The 19,038-nt window shown below is 40.3% G+C and carries 15 protein-coding genes; all 15 read right to left on the bottom strand.

Annotated elements, in window-relative coordinates:
• Positions 1-6 precede the first annotated feature (6 nt).
• Positions 7-3,051, bottom strand: a complete 3,045-nt coding sequence (gene yidC / locus G0Q07_RS19250) for a membrane protein insertase YidC (RefSeq protein ID WP_163348684.1) — start codon at positions 3,049-3,051, stop codon at positions 7-9.
• Between the two features lie 32 nt (positions 3,052-3,083).
• A complete protein-coding gene (locus G0Q07_RS19245) occupies positions 3,084-4,307 on the bottom strand; it encodes a CDP-glycerol glycerophosphotransferase family protein (protein ID WP_163348683.1) in 1,224 nt (407 codons plus the stop codon).
• Positions 4,308-4,316: 9 nt separating this feature from the next.
• The gene (locus G0Q07_RS19240; protein ID WP_163348682.1) at positions 4,317-5,438 is read right to left on the bottom strand and encodes a phosphonoacetaldehyde reductase; all 1,122 of its coding nucleotides are present in this window, start codon (positions 5,436-5,438) and stop codon (positions 4,317-4,319) included.
• A gap of 3 nt (positions 5,439-5,441) precedes the next feature.
• Positions 5,442-6,572: a phosphonopyruvate decarboxylase gene (gene aepY / locus G0Q07_RS19235; protein WP_163348681.1), complete on the bottom strand. Its 1,131-nt coding sequence runs from the start codon at positions 6,570-6,572 to the stop codon at positions 5,442-5,444.
• Positions 6,573-6,632: 60 nt separating this feature from the next.
• Positions 6,633-7,934 (bottom strand): phosphoenolpyruvate mutase, encoded by a 1,302-nt coding sequence (gene aepX, locus G0Q07_RS19230; RefSeq protein ID WP_163348680.1) that lies wholly within the window; start codon positions 7,932-7,934, stop codon positions 6,633-6,635.
• Positions 7,935-8,051: 117 nt separating this feature from the next.
• Positions 8,052-10,460: a heavy metal translocating P-type ATPase gene (locus G0Q07_RS19225; RefSeq protein WP_163348679.1), complete on the bottom strand. Its 2,409-nt coding sequence runs from the start codon at positions 10,458-10,460 to the stop codon at positions 8,052-8,054.
• 26 nt (positions 10,461-10,486) lie between these two features.
• A complete protein-coding gene (locus tag G0Q07_RS19220) occupies positions 10,487-11,251 on the bottom strand; it encodes a sulfite exporter TauE/SafE family protein (protein ID WP_203532611.1) in 765 nt (254 codons plus the stop codon).
• A gap of 51 nt (positions 11,252-11,302) precedes the next feature.
• Positions 11,303-11,743 (bottom strand): FixH family protein, encoded by a 441-nt coding sequence (locus G0Q07_RS19215; RefSeq protein WP_163348678.1) that lies wholly within the window; start codon positions 11,741-11,743, stop codon positions 11,303-11,305.
• 188 nt (positions 11,744-11,931) lie between these two features.
• A complete protein-coding gene (gene ccoG / locus G0Q07_RS19210) occupies positions 11,932-13,293 on the bottom strand; it encodes a cytochrome c oxidase accessory protein CcoG (protein WP_163348677.1) in 1,362 nt (453 codons plus the stop codon).
• A gap of 59 nt (positions 13,294-13,352) precedes the next feature.
• On the bottom strand, positions 13,353-13,928 hold the full coding sequence (locus G0Q07_RS19205; RefSeq protein WP_163348676.1) for a cbb3-type cytochrome c oxidase N-terminal domain-containing protein: 576 nt from the start codon (positions 13,926-13,928) through the stop codon (positions 13,353-13,355).
• Positions 13,929-13,936: 8 nt separating this feature from the next.
• On the bottom strand, positions 13,937-14,131 hold the full coding sequence (locus tag G0Q07_RS19200; RefSeq protein WP_163348675.1) for a CcoQ/FixQ family Cbb3-type cytochrome c oxidase assembly chaperone: 195 nt from the start codon (positions 14,129-14,131) through the stop codon (positions 13,937-13,939).
• A 1-nt stretch (position 14,132) separates the two neighbouring features.
• On the bottom strand, positions 14,133-16,592 hold the full coding sequence (ccoN, locus tag G0Q07_RS19195; protein ID WP_163348674.1) for a cytochrome-c oxidase, cbb3-type subunit I: 2,460 nt from the start codon (positions 16,590-16,592) through the stop codon (positions 14,133-14,135).
• An 11-nt stretch (positions 16,593-16,603) separates the two neighbouring features.
• A complete protein-coding gene (gene ccoS, locus G0Q07_RS19190) occupies positions 16,604-16,792 on the bottom strand; it encodes a cbb3-type cytochrome oxidase assembly protein CcoS (RefSeq protein WP_163348673.1) in 189 nt (62 codons plus the stop codon).
• Positions 16,793-16,795: 3 nt separating this feature from the next.
• Positions 16,796-17,668 carry a c-type cytochrome gene (locus tag G0Q07_RS19185; RefSeq protein WP_163348672.1) on the bottom strand — a complete coding sequence of 291 codons (873 nt, stop codon included), beginning with the start codon at positions 17,666-17,668 and terminating at the stop codon, positions 16,796-16,798.
• 6 nt (positions 17,669-17,674) lie between these two features.
• Positions 17,675-19,033, bottom strand: a complete 1,359-nt coding sequence (nrfD, locus tag G0Q07_RS19180) for an NrfD/PsrC family molybdoenzyme membrane anchor subunit (protein ID WP_163348671.1) — start codon at positions 19,031-19,033, stop codon at positions 17,675-17,677.
• Positions 19,034-19,038: the final 5 nt, after the last annotated feature.

Raw genomic sequence — 19,038 nt, 5'->3', positions numbered from 1 at the left:
AATTGGTTATTTTATTCGCGTCCAATTATTAATATCAAAGATGTTTTGATTTATCTCATACTGGCGTAAAATTGGATAGACTTTATTCTCATTCATTTTTATTTCCCAGGATACTTTTACAGCATCAAGCGTTCTGTTGTCAATAGAATCAATCATTAATGGCGAATTACCGTTAAACGAAATATTCTGGACATCAAGCGTACTCATTAATGTTGAATCTGTTGTTATCTCTCCTGTGGAAGAAAAATCTTTTACCAATAATAACGAAGAAAAGTTCAACATATCGGCCCAGGGAACTTTATCGTAATTAATGTTTTTATAAGGGTGATTAATCATTACCGCAGCTGTATCTTTTGCGTGGCGTAAGCCATGATCACTGGCAATTATAATACGCGTGTTATCATATGTATCTATGGCTTTTAGAACCTTCAGCCAGTTGGAAACAATATCCAATCCCCACTTATTATTTGTATAAGGATCTACATTTTGTACAAATGAACCGTCCTCGGCGATGATATCCCACGGGAAATGTGTTGCTTTGTACGACATGAATGTGAATGTTTTTTTGCTCGCTCTGTTGTCGGTGATATAGGGCAATGCACGCAACGAATTATAATGTCGGGTTATGTCATTTTGTTCATTCATTCCCTTCTGTTGCATATGCCACGAGCCATTGTCATAAATTACAGGTTTAAATAACAACGGAGAGCTAAAAAACAAGGCATTATACCGCAGTATTTCAACTCCAATATTGCGACTCTGGCCAATGTTCAACACCTTTTTCAAGGGGCTCCAGTTATCGCTCCAAATTGGGATATAACGGTCGTAAGTACCTTTGTCAATCTTGCAATAAGGTAAATCGCTACAGGTATAAAAGTATCCATTTTCCTGCGATTTATCGCGTAGCTGTTCTCCGGCCATTGTCATTTTTTCCCTAAGCGTGTGCTCTTTATCCTCATCAAGAACTAATGGCGCGAAATCATATCCGCCAATCAGGCCAGGCATAGATCCACCCGTGTAATTCGTAGATGAAACGGTATTGGGGTAATAGGTGAAACCATCAAAAATAGTTTTGGTTTTAGGATTTTCATCCAGATAACGCTGAAAATACCATCCTTCAATCATGTCCAGCATTATAACGACTACGTTTTCTTTGTCTTTCGATAAGGTAATATTATGATCTGAAATATCAATGTTTTTTGATAGGCTTACAATTCTGTCGCCCTCATTAATACGATGAAGGTCTTTCGATTGTATAGCATAAAGCGCCTGACCAATAACTATCAGATTCAGAATAATAAGGAGTATATTGAGGTGGCGTATTTTATATTTCCGGAATAGTAATCGAACCAGAAAAAAGAGCCCAACATTAGCAAATGCCTCTAACAAATACTCTAGATATGGTGTATCAATCTCACTACTTCTGGAGTAGTTTAATCCTTGCAGCGTTCCTACATTTATTGGAATTATACTGCTATGAATAACACTAATAAACACCAGCATCACGGAAATGACAGAAAAATAGAAACGAACACTTTTGGGAAGAAGCCAGTATAGAAATAGCAATCCCAAAATAATTTGAGGCATTAGAATTAAACCACTATTTATTATTGATTTTGCTCCAAACTGAAAAGCTTCAGGGAAAGTTGAGAAAGTAACTAAGGGATTCCAGATTAGCACAAAACCTGAAACGAATAGAACGCTCAGAAAAAACGAAATGAAGCCCGGATTTAATTTGGTTTTGGCCTTGCTTCTGAATGTAAATGGCAATATGATAAAGACAAACAGCAAGCCCCATAACGCAACATCCTGCATTTTTGAGTTGGTTTTGCTATTTCCAAAATTCAATAACTCAAGTATGTGAGTATTTTCTAAAGAGAGAAAGTGAAAAGCCTGAATAACTAGGCAGATCAACAAAATGAACTGGAAGAAATACTTAAACTTTATTTCCGATAATAGCTTTGTTTTAATCACACAAATAATCTGAAGAATTACCGATAGCACTAAGGACATTATTGCTAAATCTTCATTTACTCCGTTGTAATTAAAAAGTGATGCCAGGTATAGATATAGCGAAACAAATAGTGCTGACAGTATAACAGCTGTAGGTGTTTTTTCTATTCCATTTTTAATGGCAGAGTAGTAGATGCTTAAAGTACTTGCTATAAAAGATATAATTAATGCCGCTATTGTGCGCCCAACTATTTTACTAACCACATGAAGTTGTTCACTAATAATTGTAGTATAAAATAGTTGCAGGATTATGAATGAAATAATCGTAATGGAAAGATAGCTTTGCCAGTTAAGTGATAGCTCTTTTTTCAGTTTTGTGCGAAATATATAATACCACTCTTTCTGATCTGGTTTTTTATTTGCTTCAATTGAATCAGGTACATTTTTTCGACTAAACACTTCTCTGTTAGTAATGAACAGGCGCAAAAAGGCAAACACATTATTCATTGTCCAGTAAAGAACCAAACCTGATGGTAGATTGTAAAGCAGAACAAGAAAAACCCCGGCAACAACAGTCATTTGAATTCGCTCCGATGTATTGCCGTTTCGGGTATAGAACCAGACTGTCAGTAAATTTACAAGCGTCATTAATATGGGAAGCACATTCACGAATCCAAACAGATGATCGGGTTCTGAAAGATCAGCTAGTGGGCCAAATGAAACACCTTGAATGGCTTCCAAGTTGTCGAGGTATTGATATGCGGCAATAAAAAAAGGTATCTGAACTAACAGGCTAAGTATCGGAACGAGTGATTTAAACTGGCTGTACCCAAACTGTCGGTTAAGTGTTTTTAGGTAATAATAACGCTCCTGTCCGGTGTACACCTGCTTAATTTCGTTTACCAAAGGCTGCATTCTTCTTTTTATAGCATCGTCGCGTTTTTTGGCTTTTTCGATATAGACAAATATGGGAAGTAGTAACAGCGAAACGGCAAAACTTAAAAGCAATATTGATACGCCATAGTTGCCTGTTAAACTGTAACAGGCTTCGTAAATGGTGCGGATGATGTATATAAATGGCGATAATATTGAATCCATAAAATGAATAGGATTTGTTAGCGAGACCCGTATTAGTTATTTACAATGTCAATAATCTGATTGGCTACAGTTTCACCGGCTTTGCCAAAATTGTATACCGATTCATTCCGTAATTTTTCCAGGGTATTTACACTCGGATTTTCAATTGTTTCAGTTACAATCGCTCCAATATCATCAATGTCGTTTTCGTCGAAATTTTTGCCTAAACGTGGTCGCTCGCGCATTTCCCACATCTCGTAATCCAACTCGCTTCCTTCGAAACCAAGCATCGCATCGGCCTCGGTTTTAAGCAGTATTACAGGTTTTGCATACAAAAATGCGTAATCCCAAATAACGCCCGACAGATCACTTATCATCGCGCTCGATTTTTCCATACTTGCATTTCCCAGAGGATTTCTATCCACTGAAAAACGTGGCTCGTTTTTAAAGTGCTTTTCAATTTCTCCAATCACCTCCGGAAAACTCACATAGCTTTGCGGATGAGGACGAAGAATAACGTCAAAGCTTGTATCTTTCAGCAGATTTTCGAAAAAGCGAACTCCAAAACGGTTTAATATTGAATATTCTTTCCAGGTTGGCGCGACCAAAACTACTTTATTGTCGAGCTTTGCAAACCCATTTTTTTTGTTGTGTTCCAACATTACATCGTAATAAGTGAGCCCCGATTTCAAAAGTAGTTTTTTATCCGTTCCTCGTTTTTCTTCCAGTTTCTTAATCCCTTCTATCTGATGATAGCCTGAACAAAATACCGAGTCGAAATAATCGAATGCAAACTTCCGGTACGAAAAGATGTCGATTGGGGCATGAACAATGTGTCCGTAGTGTTCAACGTTTTTCGAGCGGCGAATCATCATAACATCCAACTGCGGCGTGGTCATTCCAACAAATTTGGCCTTCAGTTTATTCAAATAAACCGATGTCATGGTCAGGTTGCCAATGTATTTTGCCTTCATTAACGACGATTCATACGCTAACCCGGGATCATTTTCATCCGATGTCAGATAGCCGCATGGTACATTTTTTTTCTCCAATGCCTGAATAACCGGTAAAAAAACATTCCAATATTGTTTCCCTTCCGAATAGAACAGGATATCATGCCCTTCAAAATCGTAATTGTTTCTAAAGCCTTTCCCTTTTACAAAATTTACGATTCGGTAAAAAGAACCTTTCAGGGTGAAAGCAAGCGTTGCACCAATTGCAATAAATATATAGAGCAAAGCACTTGTTGATGCGGGATCGATGTATAATAGAATCATAGGTTGAGTTTAAGTGGTTCTGGCAATAAATTGAGAGATTGTCTCGCTGGTTACTTTTCGCGGATTATTACCTAAACGCTGTGTATTTACATTATCAATTATGATAGAACGGTCGAAGTTCTCGATTAGTCTTGATATGGATGTTTCAATGCCAATTTTTGAGAAATATTCCTGCAGATCAGTTTTCGCATTGTCGCTATTCGTGTTGAATGCTTTAAAAAATAACTCGATTCGTTGGCGCACTGCATCAGCTCCACGTTTATCCATACAATCGGTAGCGGTAACTGCATAATTAAACTCAACAAAAAAAGGCAGGCTCATTGCAACAGCATGACCGTGCGGAATGCCATAGTAGCTGGTAAAAGCGTATGAAAGTGCATGCGGAGCTGTTGTGCGTGTTATGTTTATGGCTTTACCCGCAAGGTAAGCCGCTGTTTGCATGGCGGCTTTTGCTTCTTCTGTGTTATTATTAACTGCATCTGGTAGGTTGTTGTGCACTAACGATATAGCTTCTTCTGCATAAGTGTTTGATTCTTCTGTTGCATTAACGCACCAAAGGGCTTCAACAGCTTGGCACAAAGCATCCAGCCCTGTACATGCTGTCAAATATGGCGGTGCCGACATTGAAAATGTGGGATCGAGATAAACATATTCAGGATAAATATATTCCGATGAAATGGAATATTTCTTTTTCCCGATGTACATTACCGAAAATTGGGTAGCCTCGGCTCCTGTTCCCGCTGTTGTTGGAATGGCTAACAGAGGAATGCCGGTTTCGGTTATTTGTTCATTTCCTTTTATTACACGTTCCAGGTTGCAGTTTTTATATGCCAGCGCTTTCATCATCTTGGCAATATCTATTGCTGTTCCTCCACCAATTGCAATAATAAGTTTAAATGTTCCCGAGTTAATCAGGTCTAGTCCCTTCTTTAGGTCGTCGTACTTTGGGTTCGGATTAAAATCGGAAAAAGTAGAATAACCGCTGCCAATTAATTTTATTATGAATGTTTCAGCCCCTGAATATTTATACGAACGTTTTGTGTGTACAACACAAATATTCTCAGGTTTGTGTGCTGAAAGTAGCTTCTTTAATTCGGCGTATTCGTTATTCTGATAAATGACATGCTGCATGGTTTACTTTGATTTAAAGTTTTGCATCAAAGCTTTTTTGTTATCCACAGGTTTTACTGTTGGACGACCAAGATCGTCGCGCGATCCAACTTTTGTTTTTATTTCAATAAGGGCAGGTCCTTCAATTGCGTCAATTTCTGTAAGTACTGAATTCAAAGCTTCAGATGAGGAAACTGAAATAGCTGATTTATAATTACTGGCCTCCGCAATTTTAACCACATCAATACTGTCGGCTACAGTAGGTTGGCCACCAACCGATTCGTGCGAACCGTTGTTTATCACAATATGAATGAAATTTTTGGGAGATACTGCTCCGTTTATCGCCATCGAACCCATGTGCATCAACAAGGCACCATCGCCATCAATACAAATTACTTTACGATTGGGTTTTGCAATGGCCATTCCAACGGCAATCTGGTTGGCGTGACCCATACAACCAACGGTCAGAAAATCTGAATCGTGTCCCTGACCTAATGCTTCACGTATTTCAAATAACTCTCGCGAGGTTTTGCCTGTTGTAGAAACAATTATCTCGTTACCCGATAGTTTTTCCACTATTTGCTTAATCGCTTCTTCCCGAATTAACGTGTAGCTATTCTTGATGGTGGCTTTTAATTTATACCTCTCGAATAGTCCTTTGCGGATTACCAATGCGTAAGGTTGATTATTTTCGGAAATATGTGTAATGGCCAAATCAAACTGCTTTTTTGCCTCATCGGCATCGTCGCTGAGTATCTGATAAGGAACTTCCATCGTTTCGAGTAAATCCAATGTTAAACGGCCTTGTGCAACGTGCTGAGGTTCGTCTTTTTTCCCGGGTTCTCCCCTCCATCCAATCATCATTAATAGTGGAATATTGTACACTTGTTTATTGGTAAGCGAAAGCAGTGGATTAACTATATTGCCTAAACCGGAATTCTGCATGTAAACCAGTGGAATTTTCCCGGATGCCATGTGGTACCCGGCAGCAAGTGCAACTGCATTTCCTTCGTTAGCAGCGATAATATGCTTTTCCGGAGAAGTATGATCAGTTATATACGCACAAATATCTTTTAGCAGCGAATCGGGGACACCACTAAAAAAATCGATGTCAGCGTTTGTCAGCCACTTATAAAAAAGTTCCGGTTTTATCATTTTGAATTGATGTTATAACTACTCATAAGTTTTGTCTTGCGTAATATGTAGCTTCAGCAACTATTTAGTTCCCGGAATAAGTTCCAGAATTTCTTTTATCGACATGCACTTATTACTTACTTCCAACGAGCGTTCGTGTTTAAGAATACCTTTTGCCACATCCATCATTGCAGGGTAGGCTGCTCGAAGGAGTTGGTTGGCATAAATTACAACATTAACGCCCGCATCAATAAGTTCCTGCTCTTTCATATGATTATAGCTTGTTGGCACAGCGATAAGTGGTGCACGTTTTTCAAGCTTATTATAAGCATCGCAGAATTCCATAATCTCTTTACCGTCTTTCTGTCTGCTGTGAATCATAATTCCATCAGCACCGGCAGCAATATAAGCTTCAGCACGCTTCAGTGCATCTTCAATTCCTTTATTCAAAATTAAGCTCTCAATACGGGCAATAATCATAAAGTCTTTGGTGACTTGTGCTTTTTTTCCCGCCCGAATTTTAATGCAGAAGTTCTCGATGCTATCTTGAGTCTGGGCGATATCGGTTCCGAAAAGAGAATTCTTTTTTAAACCCGTTTTATCTTCAATGATAATTGCAGAAACGCCTAAACGTTCCAACGAACGAATCGTAAAAACAAAGTGCTCGGGAATACCACCTGTGTCGCCATCGTAAATAATGGGTTTTGTTGTAACTTCCAGAATGTCGTTCAATCCATGAAGACGGGATGTTACGTCAACTGCCTCAATATCGGGTTTTCCTTTTATTGTAGAATCAGTAAGGCTGCTTAACCACATGGCATCAAACTCACGCTTTTGTCCGTTAACTTCCACATTCGAATTTTCAACGATCAAACCTGTAAGGCCGTTGTGTGCTTCCATTACTTTTACAATAGGTTTTGCATAAATAAGGCGACGGAGTTTACCCATCCGAACCTCGGGAGTTGTGCCAATTTCTTTTATACTTTGATTCAATTGCGACGACGAAATACCTGCTGTATAAGGAACTTCGATAAGTTTTCCATCCCACTGTGCCAGGGTGTCAATTACTTTCTGGCGAGTTTTACTCTGCACGCCAGTTTTCCAATCGTCGCCATGAACTACAAAATGCGGTTTATATTTCTCCAGGTTTCGGGTATAATCCAGTTCCTCCTGAGGGACAACTTGGTCTACGCCTTTTATGTTTTCAATTACGATTTTACGTTGCTCATATTTTAAGGTAGGTAGCCGCTTATAACTTGCAATTGCTTTGTCGGTTAATAAGCCAATAGTTACTTTTCCTAACTTGCTGGCTTCCTTTATAATATTCAAATGGCCGGGATGAATCAAATCTGCACTCATCCCAACGTATACCAATTTGCTCATTTAACTTGATTTTGTACAAAAATACTTAAATACTTGTTTTAAACAATTTGTACAGATGCTCATTTGGAGGGTGAATTCGAGTTAGAACGTAAAATATTAAAGAGAAGATTTTGTGGTTTAGTCGTCTGTGATTCTGCGCAATTTAACCTTTCCGGCCAACCGCGTTGCAAAGGTTGCAAAGGCAACTACCGACACCGAAGAAATAGGCATTAAAATAGCTGCCACCACCGGCGAAAGATTTCCACTAAGCGCAAAAGCAATTCCGATAATATTGTAACAAAATGAAATGGCAAAACTAAGTTTTACAATGTTCAGCGATGTTTTTGTGAAACGTATAAAGTTTGCCAGCTGATTAAATTTTTCTGCTTCAAGAACTGCATCGCTTGCAGGCGAGAAGTGGTATACTTTATCTGCAATGGTAAGTGCCACATCGCTTTGCATTAATGCGCCGGCATCGTTTAGTCCATCGCCGGTCATAAGCACGGTATTTCCTTTGTTTTGTTGTGATTGTATAAAAGCAGCTTTGTCGCCGGGTTTCTGGTCGAAAAGCATATGCTCCTTTTCAAAAAATTCTGATAGGTTATCGGCTTCAGCATCGTTGTCACCCGAAATTAGGAAAAGGCTAAACCCCTGTTTAAGCGAACTTAATACCTTATTAAAACCTGAGCGGTACTGGTTGCTAATCGTAAAATGTCCTTTCAGTTCATCATCAATAGCCACATAAACCATCGAAGTTTTTTTCTTTTGAGAAGTGGGTGAGTTGGTCACATATTCTTCTGAGCCGATACGCAGGTTAATGTCGTTTACTTTCCCAAAAATCCCGCGCCCGGCAACTTCCACAAAATGCTCCGGCGCATGGTATGGCAATCCGTTAAATGATTGCGAAAGTGCTGTACTCAACGGATGTGTCGATTGTCGGGTAAGCGAGAAAATAGCCTCTTTTTCGGAGGATGAAAGTTCAACTCCTGAATAAACTACTTTGTTTTGGTTGGGCTGAGTTAGTGTCCCGGTTTTATCAAACACAATGCTGTTAATGTGCGAAAGCTTTTCAATTACCTCAGTGTTTTTAATATAAAGACCGCGCTTGCCAAAAATACGCATGGTATTACCAAAAGTGAAGGGAATAGAAAGTGCCAAAGCGCAGGGACAAGCCACAATTAAAACGGCAGTAAAAACAAATATTGCGGTATGCATTTCTCCTTTAATTGTCCAAAAAGTAAAGCCAATTATTGCAATGGCAATTACAATCAAGGTAAAATAATGACTTATTTGATCTGACAATGTTTTTAAGGAGTCGCTTGGTTTTTCGTACGATTTATCCTGGTTCCAGAGTTTGGTGAGGTGACTCTGGTTTACTTCTTTTTTCACCCGAATACGAATTATCCCACCCATTTGTCGTCCTCCGGCATAAATAAAATCGCCGGGTTTTTTAACAATCGGAGTGGATTCGCCGGTAACAAAACTGTAATCGATTCGGCCTTCGCCATCGATCAACTCTGCATCAGCCGGAACGAGCTCTTTATTCCGAATAATCAGCTCATCGTCCACTTCAATTTTTTCAATCAGAATGCTTTCTTCAATCTGTTTGTTGATTTTAGTAACGGCAATCGGGAAATACGATTTGTAATTGCGGTCGAACGATAGGGCTTCGTATGTTTTGCTTTGGTACCATTTTCCTACTAAAAGAAAAAAGATGAGGCCCGACAAACTATCACTGTAACCCGGACCACCTGTAAAAAGCACCTCGTAACTGGTAACCACGAAAAGCACAATAATTCCCAGCGCGATGGGCAGGTCGATGCTGATGTTCTTTTTCAGCAGGTTTTTAATGGCCGATATATAATAATCGCTGCCACTGTAAAAAGTCACCGGAATGACCAGAATGTAACTTAGAATACTAAACAACGATTGCAATTTGTCGCTCAGCGGTTCGCCATTAAAATAGGCCGGCAAACTGTAAGTCATAACGTTAATAAACACAAAGCCGGCAACGCCAATTTTGTAAAGCAGTTTTTTGTATGATTTATCTTCTTTTTTATCGGTAAGGCTTTGCGAAAGATCGGGAATGTAATGAATGGATGCCAGCAGTTCAACCAGTTGCCGCAACGAAATTTCTTTTTCATCAAAAGTAATGTCAACCTCTTTACGCGTAAAATTTACAAACGAATGCCGGACGCCTTTGTGTAGTTTATACAGGTGCTCGAGCAACCAAATGCACGAAGCGCAGTGGATAACAGGCACATAAAATTTTACTTTCGAAATGCTGCCTTCGGTAAACGAAATTAGTTTTTCCTTTACTTCATCGTTATCAAGAAAAGCATATTTATTACCAAATTCGGTGGTGCTTTCCTCTTTTATTCCCGGCGTTTCTTCCAGGTTGTAATAATTGTATAGCTTGTTTTCGTTTAGGAGTTGATAAACCGTTTTACATCCGTTGCAACAGAAATTCTGGTTGTTCCAAACAACAGGATTGTTTCCACAATCGGCACCACAATGTACACAGCTATTCTCCTCCTTTTTCCCCATTTGCTACGGTCAATTTTTCGCTCAGTTTACTCCGTTACTGTACAGCAATCGCCCTTTGTCTCGGTATGCAATGCTGCACTTTCTGTTTCCAGGCTTTTTTCAAATTTCTGCTCAATTTTTTGTTTTGGCGGGCTAAGGTAGGGGATGCCCAAACTTAAGCCACGTAATACAAACAGAATTCCAACAACAACAACCAACACCGGGATCAGTTTGTTGATTTTGCTTCTTACTGTTGAGCTTAAAACATTGCCTGCCAGCGAAATGGCCAGTAACATGGGAATCGTTCCTAAACCAAACAGAATCATATACAAAGAACCTTCGGCAACACCGCCCATGCCAATGGCTCCGGCAATGGCCATGTACACGAGTCCACACGGTAGCAGTCCATTCAGCATTCCAATAAAGAAAAGGCTTTGAAACGAGCGAATGGAAAACATCTCGCCAATTTTCTTTTTTAGTTTTCCTACTGCCGAAAACCAGCTTTTATCCATTTTGTACTGGTTTTTAAACAGTTTTGGGAATAGCACAGAAATAATCATCAACGCACCCATAAGTACTGAAACTTTTTGCTGAAATCCGATGAGTTGAAGTCCCTGCCCGAGGAAGCCAAAAACAGCTCCCATAATTCCGTAGGTTAAGGTGCGACCCAGATTGTACAGGGTTCCTCCAAATATTTTTTGTGGAATCGTGTTACCGTGAAGCGGCAGTGCAATTGCAATCGGGCCACACATCCCGGCACAGTGAAAACTACCCATCAATCCTAAAATAAGTGCTGAAATAAAAATGGTCATGGCGATATTAATTCGAACAAAAGGTTGTTATCGGGTTTAAAGGTAATCAATTTATTGAATATTTACCGGACGATCCACTTCGTAGCGCAGCCCGTTAGTAAACCAGGTAAACTTTAAGATGTATCTGCCGTTTATCAAATCATTTTTGGCGAATTGAACAGAATTATTTCCCGCTATAATTTTCTGGTTTATGTCTTTTGTATAGTCTGACGGACGATACAATTGCATATTTCCCGAATCTATTTTTGTGGCCAGCTCATTTGCAATGTTGATCACAAAAGCTTCGTTGTTCATAGCCACCTCAAATGATCGGGTGAATGGTTTTGACCGGGCATCAACATTCATTTGGTCGGTATGATCAACGCCTTTTTCGTAATAGTTTTTGTGTACCAAATTTACCGGCTGGCGCACAGCAAATACAATAAATACAGCTGATCCGGCTAAAAACAATGCCAGAAAAAGAAAAATTCCCGTTCCCCAATTAAACTTCATTTGTTTTTCTTTTTATTATAATTTCATATCTCTGTCATTTCGGACGGAGTGAGAATTGAAAATCAGCGGAGCTAAATCTGTTACGACTTAGCGCTGATGTAATAGATTTCTCCTCATTCTTCGTCAAAATGACAAGGTCTTTAATTTGTCTCTTTACTGCAAACTGCCACTGCCAATTGGCAACTTTTCTAAGGTCCAACAAACGTGGCTTTATAGGTTTCAATTAATTCATTATTGCTGAAAACACCAAATTCAACCTTTGTTTTATCGCTTGTTACTTCACTTTTTGGCAAGAAAAGAATAAAGGTCGATTCGTACATATCCTGGTCTTTTAAAAGCATGGTATTTCCGGCCATTTGAATTTTACCCTTGTGAGAGATAACACGCAATTCAAGCGGAAGTTCGTCGTGTGTTTTATTTACTATTTTAATGTTGTAAACATTCGATAAAGTTGAATCCTGCTCCTGGTATAGTAGTCCGGGTGTTCGTAAAATCGTTGTTTCCAATACCGGCCTCGAAACCAGGGTATAAACAAAGAATGAAAATATAAGTAACAACACCACTGAATAAGCCCGGTTACGCGCATTCCATATTGAATTTTGCTGGCCTTTTATCTGTGCTTCGGAGGCGTAACGGATAAGCCCCGGAGGTTTTCCGGTTACGTGCATAATTTTGTTACACTGATCGATACATGCCGAGCAGTTTACGCATTCGAGCTGCGAACCGTTACGGATATCTATTCCGGTTGGGCAAACCGAAATACACTGTTTACAATCGGTACAATCGCCATCGCCGTGTCCGCCACGCGGTTCGCCACGCACATAATCATACGTAACGGCAATCGATTTTGAATCGAGCAAAACACCCTGCATTCGTCCGTACGGACAAACCATTGTACATATTTGCTCGCGGAAAAAGGAATACACCCAGTAAAAAAAGGCCGAAACCAGCAGCATCACCGCAAAGCCAGAAATGTTTTGCGTAATCGGTTCCTGAATCATCTCCAACCAGCGCTCGCTGCCAATAAACCACATCAGAAAAACATTGGTCATGGCCACGGAGATGAGTATAAAAATAGTGTGTTTCAGTGCTTTCTTAACTATTTTATTTGTTGTCCACGGACTGTTATCCAATTTATGCCGTTCGCGGTAATCGCCTTCAATCAGGTATTCTATTTTGCGAAATACCATTTCCAGAAATATGGTTTGCGGACATGTCCAGCCGCACCAAAGCCGTCCAAATGTTACCGTAAACAACACGACGAACAGAACAAACGAAAGCATTAACAGCGCCAGGATAAAAGTGTCTTGTGCCCAAAAAATGGCTCCGAAAATGATGAACTTTCGGTTGGCAATATCAAGCAGAATAAGTGGATTCCCATTCACCCTAATAAAGGGTACTGCTATCCAAAATAGCAGAAGTATCCAGCTGACGATAGTTCGCCGGTTAAACCATTTTCCCGAGGGCTTTTTTGCATACACCCATTTTCTTCCTCCCCGCTCGTTCCAGTTTATGGGGTAGTCTCTAAAGTCGAGCTTTTCCTTTGTCATATGTTCAATAAATCGATAAAAAAGATGGGAAACATTGTTCCCCACTTTTTATGATGTATTTATTCCTCACATTTTTCACCTTGCGGTTCTTTGGCGTTGGCCGGATCCGTGTCTCTTAGCGTTAGAATATAACTAGCCACCTTTTGGATTTTCTCGTCGCTCATTTGTGTTTTAAAAGCGGTCATCCCTTTTGCCGGGGCACCATTTTTAATCATATCAAAAGTGCTCTGAAAATCGCATCCATGTATGCTGTAATCATCAGTTAGATTTGGGCCAATTGCATTCCCTTCGCCATTCATTCCGTGGCAAGCCATACAGCCCATATCGGTGTAAATTTGTTTCCCTTCAGCAATCGATTCTTCATCGGTAAATGCAACAAGGTCATCAGCAGAAAGTGATGCAGTCTGGTATTTCTGATCATGTTTCGCTGATCTCAGTTCATATTCAGCTTCCTGAAGATTGCCTTCTTCTAACCAGAAATAGTAGGCTCCATAAATGATTGACCAACCAATGGTAATGTAAAACAACAACATTATCCATCGTGGCGGAGGATTGTCCAATTCCTTAATACCATCATAATCATGGTCCATCAGGTTTTCATCCTGCTCAAGTATTTGTTTATTTTTATCAGACATAGCTTGGTTTATTTTAAGTTATCGGTATCTTCAGTATCATCATCTTCAATTATTGAATTCTTTATATCATCCATTTCCTTTTTTGGTCTTCGTATGGTTCGTATAACGATTACAATAAAAAGTGCCACAAATATTAGCAATCCGATGATGTAGAAAATCTGGATTCCTTCAATACTTGTTAACAGATTACTTACGATCTTCATTTTACTTGTTTTGTAGAGTTGTTAAAACGTAACTTGTCAGCTGCGTAATTTGTTTTTCAGAATACTGTGTTTTATAAGGCACCATTCCTTTTGCCACATTTCCTTCTGAAATAGAATGATAAACTTCAGCCGGAGAGTTGCCATTTATCCATTCATCATCAACAAGGCTGGGGAATGTTGCCATTCCTTTTCCATCAGCTCCGTGGCAAGCTACACAGGTTGTCTGAAATATTTTCTCTGCTGCTGCCAAATCTTCTTCGCTTTCCAGCAGAGTTACTTCTTTCAATTCAGTGTTGTCAGCTGCTGAAGTGGTATCAATTGCAGTAGAATCGGGTTGCTCCGAAATGTCTCGTCCCAGTTTATGCATATAGGCAATCATCGCAACAATCTGTTTTTTAGCATCCGTTTCAATCCCTGACGCTTTCAGATCTGCCACAATTTCTTCGGCCTGTGCCAGGTAGTCGTCAACGGCTTTCTCGTCGTATCCTTCTTCGTAAGGAACTCCAAGCGTTTGCATTGCCCTTATTTTCTTTGGTGTTTGCGAAAGGTCGGTGTTTTTTACTGCCAGCCATGCATAATTCGGCATTATCGATTGTTCGTTCATCTTTTGCGGATCCATAAAATGGTTGTAATGCCAGGCCGCAGTTTTATACATTGGTCCGCCCACAACACCGGCACGGGCCAAATCAGGGCCGGTACGTTTCGATCCCCACTGGAACGGATAATCGTAAACAAACTCTCCAATTTTAGAGTATTCGCCATAACGGTCGGTTTCCCAGCGGAACGGCCGTACAATTTGCGAGTGGCATGCATAACAACCTTCTTTAACATACAGATCGCGACCTTCCAGCTCAAGAGGTGTGTATGGTTTTACCGCGTCTATTGTTGGTACGTTCGATTTTATAAATACCATGGGAATAATCTCAACAGCTCCACCAATAGCCAGCGCAATAAATACCCAGATAGAGAACCGAACTCCTTTTCTTTCCATCCAGCGGTGAACTGATTCTTTTACCGGATTACGTGATCCGGCAGGTGCCAGGGCAGGTGCTTCGGCAGCTTCGTTGTCGACAAAATTTCCGGCAGCCATAGTTTTGGCCAGGTTGTATACCATGATTAAGAATCCGACCAAGAACATTATTCCTGCTACTATACGAGCCATGTACATCGGAATCAACTGTGTTACCGTTTCAAGAAAGTTTGGATACTGAAGGAATCCTTCTTCGGTATAGTTTCTCCACATTAGCCATTGTGTAACGGCTGCCCAGTAAAGCGGGATGGCATAAATTAAAATAGCCAGTGTTGCTAACCAAAAGTGCGTATTGGCCAGTTTTTCCGAGAATAGTTTTGATTTGAATAGTTTTGGTACTAACCAGTACAGCATCCCAAATACGAGACCTCCGTTCCAACCCATTCCTGCAATGTGTACGTGAGCGATGGTCCAGTCGGTAAAGTGGGTAATTTGGTTCACCGATTTTAGCGACATCATTGGGCCTTCGAAAGTTGACATTCCGTAAGCCGTTATTGCTACTACCATAAACTTCAATGCGGCACTGTCGCGAACACGATCCCAGGCGCCACGCAAGGTTAGCAAACCGTTAATCATACCTCCCCAACTTGGGGCAATTAGCATAATCGAAAAAGTTGTACCCAAAGCTTGTGCCCAGTTTGGCAAAGCCTGATACAACAAGTGGTGTGGCCCGGCCCACATGTACAAAAATATGAGCGACCAAAAGTGAATGATCGACAGTTTGTACGAGTAAATCGGGCGATTAGCCGCTTTTGGCAAGTAGTAGTACATTAATCCCAGAAAAGGTGTTGTAAGGAAAAAGGCCACGGCATTGTGTCCATACCACCATTGTACAACTGCATCCTGGGCTCCTGCATAAATGGAGTAACTTTTAAACAACGAAATAGGGAGTTCGAATGAGTTTACCACGTGCAACATGGCAATTCCGAGAAAGGTAGCAAGGTACCACCAAATGGCAGCATAAATGTGCCGAACCCTTCGAACAATAATTGTTCCTATCATGTTCCATCCAAAAACCACCCAAATAATGGTTATCAAAATATCAATTGGCCATTCCAGTTCAGCATATTCTTTCGAGGTAGTAAATCCCAGCAGCAGCGTAACGGCTGCCAGAACAATAATAAGTTGCCAGCCCCAAAAGTTAATTTTACTCAGGGTGTCGCTGAACATTCTGGTTTTAAGCAGTTTCTGCATCGAGTAATATACTCCGGCAAAAATGGCATTTCCTACAAATGCAAAAATAATAGCATTGGTATGCAATGGCCTCACCCTTCCGAAGGTGGTATATTCCAAGCCGAAGTTGAATACAGGGAAAGCAAGTTGTGTAGCAGCAAGAATACCAACCAGCACACCAACAACACCCCAAACAAGCGTAGCCAGAATAAACAACTTAACAATTTTGTTGTCGTAATTAAATTTTTGATTTTCCATGAGTTGGATAATTATTTTTTATTGTTCTTTTCTTCATTGGTTTCAGATTCCGATTCCACATCGTCGTCGTCAAAAAGTATTCGCATTGATGGAGTTTCGCTATCGTCGTACTGGCCCGATCGTACAGACCAGATAAAAGCGCCCAAAAAAATGAGTGCCACCAGTAAACTAACTCCTATCAGCAGATAAAAAATATTCATTGCTTACTCTTTGCCGGCACGTTTAATTTTAAAAATCTGAAATACAACATAGCCAATTGTGGCCCATGCTCCACCTACCGCTGCCAGGTACGACAGTAACAGCCAGGTTTGTATATTGTCGTTTGTTGACCAAAGCACTTCTTCTTTAATAAGAACCGGTGTAGGCTTGGGTTGTCCAACTTTCGATGCGTCAAGCACAACATCTTCAGTAATAAACCCTTCGCCCAGTTCAATCACAAGTGTTACCATTCCTTGCTCGTCGCCGATCAGGCTTTCAGGAATTATATATTCTGCACGTCCTTCATTGTTGGTAAGTACCTCGCCAATAGGAAGTGTTCCAAATGCTTTTTCTACACCGATTGAAATTGGTTTTTCAGCCAAAACAACATAACTACTATCCTTATTCTGATACTCGGCAAACACTTCCACTCTTCGTTCTGCCTCGTTAACTGATGCCAGAATTTTGGCATTTTTAGGTGGCTCTTCTATCAGTACCGGCTCGGTATCAGGACTGTAGTTGCGGATATAATTCACCAAACGCCAGCGATCGTCTTCCGAAATGGTAGTTTCAAATTGCGGCATACCACCACGTCCGTGTGTAATTTTATAAAATAATTCGCCATCGGTATTGGCTTGCAATACGTTGCTTGTAAAATCGGGTGGGGGAGGAACCAGTGGTAATCCATTGTTTTTTCCAACATCGCCATGACACGATTTACAGTTTAATACGTAAAGATCCTTCCCTTTCGATACGTTTTCCAGATTATATTCCAACGGGTTCTCAATATTCTTCTGATCTTCAGGAACCGTCCATTCCTGAGCGATTCCTTGCTGCGCAAGAAAAACGAATGCTACAAATAATAATTTGATCTTCATGTTCTTTTATTTTTTCGGTTCAGCAAGAAATTTTTTGTCGATGCCTTTTTCTTCGGCATATTCCCAAATAGTTATTACCGGAAACATTTTTGCCAATACAGTAATTATGAGCAGAGCTGCCATAAATGAAAAAATGGTGATCATGATCTCTGTACTTGTTGGCGAATAGTGTTTGAAATGCTCGGGTACATTTTGTATCGGTAAAAACGGATGCTCCAGGGTTGGAATAACAATTATATATCGTTTTATCCACGAGGCTATAAGTACAAATACTGATATTATGGTTAAAGGCACCGGTTTCCTAAAATACCTGAAAAGCATCAGGAATATGGGGAGGAGTAATCCCAGTATTTGAGCCGACCAAAACATTGGAGCATAGCTTCCGATAAACAGGTTGCGTAGGTGAATTCCTTCTGCTGTTTTCATTTTATAGGCCGGTACCCAAAATTCGTTGATATTAAAATACAGGTACACCAGGCAAACAAAAACCAGTAATTTCCCCATATAATCAAAGTGAAGTTCTTCGAAATAATCGCTTAACCGGTAACGAACCCTATATGCATACATTAATATTACTACAGCAGCTGAACCGGCGACAAAAGCGCCTGCCACAAAGTAAGGACCAAAAATAGTGGTATCCCAGCCCGAGCGTAAGGTGGCAGCAAATAGCCACGATGTAACGGTATGAATGGATAAACCTACCGGAAGGATTAGAATCATTAGAACACGCATGGCATGATAAACCAGTTTGTATTGTTCGGCATTTCCTTTCCAGCCTAGTGCCATTATTTTATATACCTGCATTTTCCATTTTGGAATGTCGTCGCTACCTCGATCGCGCAACAAAGCAAGGTCGGGGATAAGCGGAATGTAGTAGAGCAACACCGAAATAGTAAGATAGGTAGTAACCACGGTAACATCCCAAATAATTGGCGAGGCAAAACGACCGTGTAAAAATACGTTGAGAAAGCGGTCGGGACGCCCCATATCCATTACAATAATAAGGCCCGACAATGCTACCGCTGCAATTGCAATCTGTTCGGCTACCCGTGAAATGGGTTTCGACCAACTGATTTTTAGCAGATGAAGTGTTGAGCTAATCAAAAAACCGATCAAACTAACAGCTACAAAAAATACAAAGTTGGCAATGTACATTCCCCACGAAACATAGTCGCGCATACCGGTAACCCCCAACCCGTCGCGAATTTGTATTCCCCAACCCCACAAACCAACGGCGGCAAACATGATTAGTAAGAAATACCAAAAATGCGTGAGCTCATCCCGTTTTACAATCGAGCGGGTGAGGTCGAAAGTTATTTTATCCAATAATTTCCGGGATTCTTCCGGCGATTTTGTTTTTTCCATCGTTT

The sequence above is a fragment of the Draconibacterium halophilum genome (assembly GCF_010448835.1).
GTDB classification, from domain to species: Bacteria; Bacteroidota; Bacteroidia; order Bacteroidales; family Prolixibacteraceae; genus Draconibacterium; species Draconibacterium halophilum.
This window is presented reverse-complemented; position numbering and strand designations above follow the sequence as displayed.

Coding starts and splice junctions, on each gene's coding strand:
- yidC (WP_163348684.1), bottom strand. CDS start 3,051: ATGGATTCAATATTATCGCCATTTATATACATCATCCGCACCATTTAC.
- G0Q07_RS19245 (WP_163348683.1), bottom strand. CDS start 4,307: ATGATTCTATTATACATCGATCCCGCATCAACAAGTGCTTTGCTCTAT.
- G0Q07_RS19240 (WP_163348682.1), bottom strand. CDS start 5,438: ATGCAGCATGTCATTTATCAGAATAACGAATACGCCGAATTAAAGAAG.
- aepY (WP_163348681.1), bottom strand. CDS start 6,572: ATGATAAAACCGGAACTTTTTTATAAGTGGCTGACAAACGCTGACATC.
- aepX (WP_163348680.1), bottom strand. CDS start 7,934: ATGAGCAAATTGGTATACGTTGGGATGAGTGCAGATTTGATTCATCCC.
- G0Q07_RS19225 (WP_163348679.1), bottom strand. CDS start 10,460: ATGGGGAAAAAGGAGGAGAATAGCTGTGTACATTGTGGTGCCGATTGT.
- G0Q07_RS19220 (WP_203532611.1), bottom strand. CDS start 11,251: ATGACCATTTTTATTTCAGCACTTATTTTAGGATTGATGGGTAGTTTT.
- G0Q07_RS19215 (WP_163348678.1), bottom strand. CDS start 11,743: ATGAAGTTTAATTGGGGAACGGGAATTTTTCTTTTTCTGGCATTGTTT.
- ccoG (WP_163348677.1), bottom strand. CDS start 13,293: ATGACAAAGGAAAAGCTCGACTTTAGAGACTACCCCATAAACTGGAAC.
- G0Q07_RS19205 (WP_163348676.1), bottom strand. CDS start 13,928: ATGTCTGATAAAAATAAACAAATACTTGAGCAGGATGAAAACCTGATG.
- G0Q07_RS19200 (WP_163348675.1), bottom strand. CDS start 14,131: ATGAAGATCGTAAGTAATCTGTTAACAAGTATTGAAGGAATCCAGATT.
- ccoN (WP_163348674.1), bottom strand. CDS start 16,592: ATGGAAAATCAAAAATTTAATTACGACAACAAAATTGTTAAGTTGTTT.
- ccoS (WP_163348673.1), bottom strand. CDS start 16,792: ATGAATATTTTTTATCTGCTGATAGGAGTTAGTTTACTGGTGGCACTC.
- G0Q07_RS19185 (WP_163348672.1), bottom strand. CDS start 17,668: ATGAAGATCAAATTATTATTTGTAGCATTCGTTTTTCTTGCGCAGCAA.
- nrfD (WP_163348671.1), bottom strand. CDS start 19,033: ATGGAAAAAACAAAATCGCCGGAAGAATCCCGGAAATTATTGGATAAA.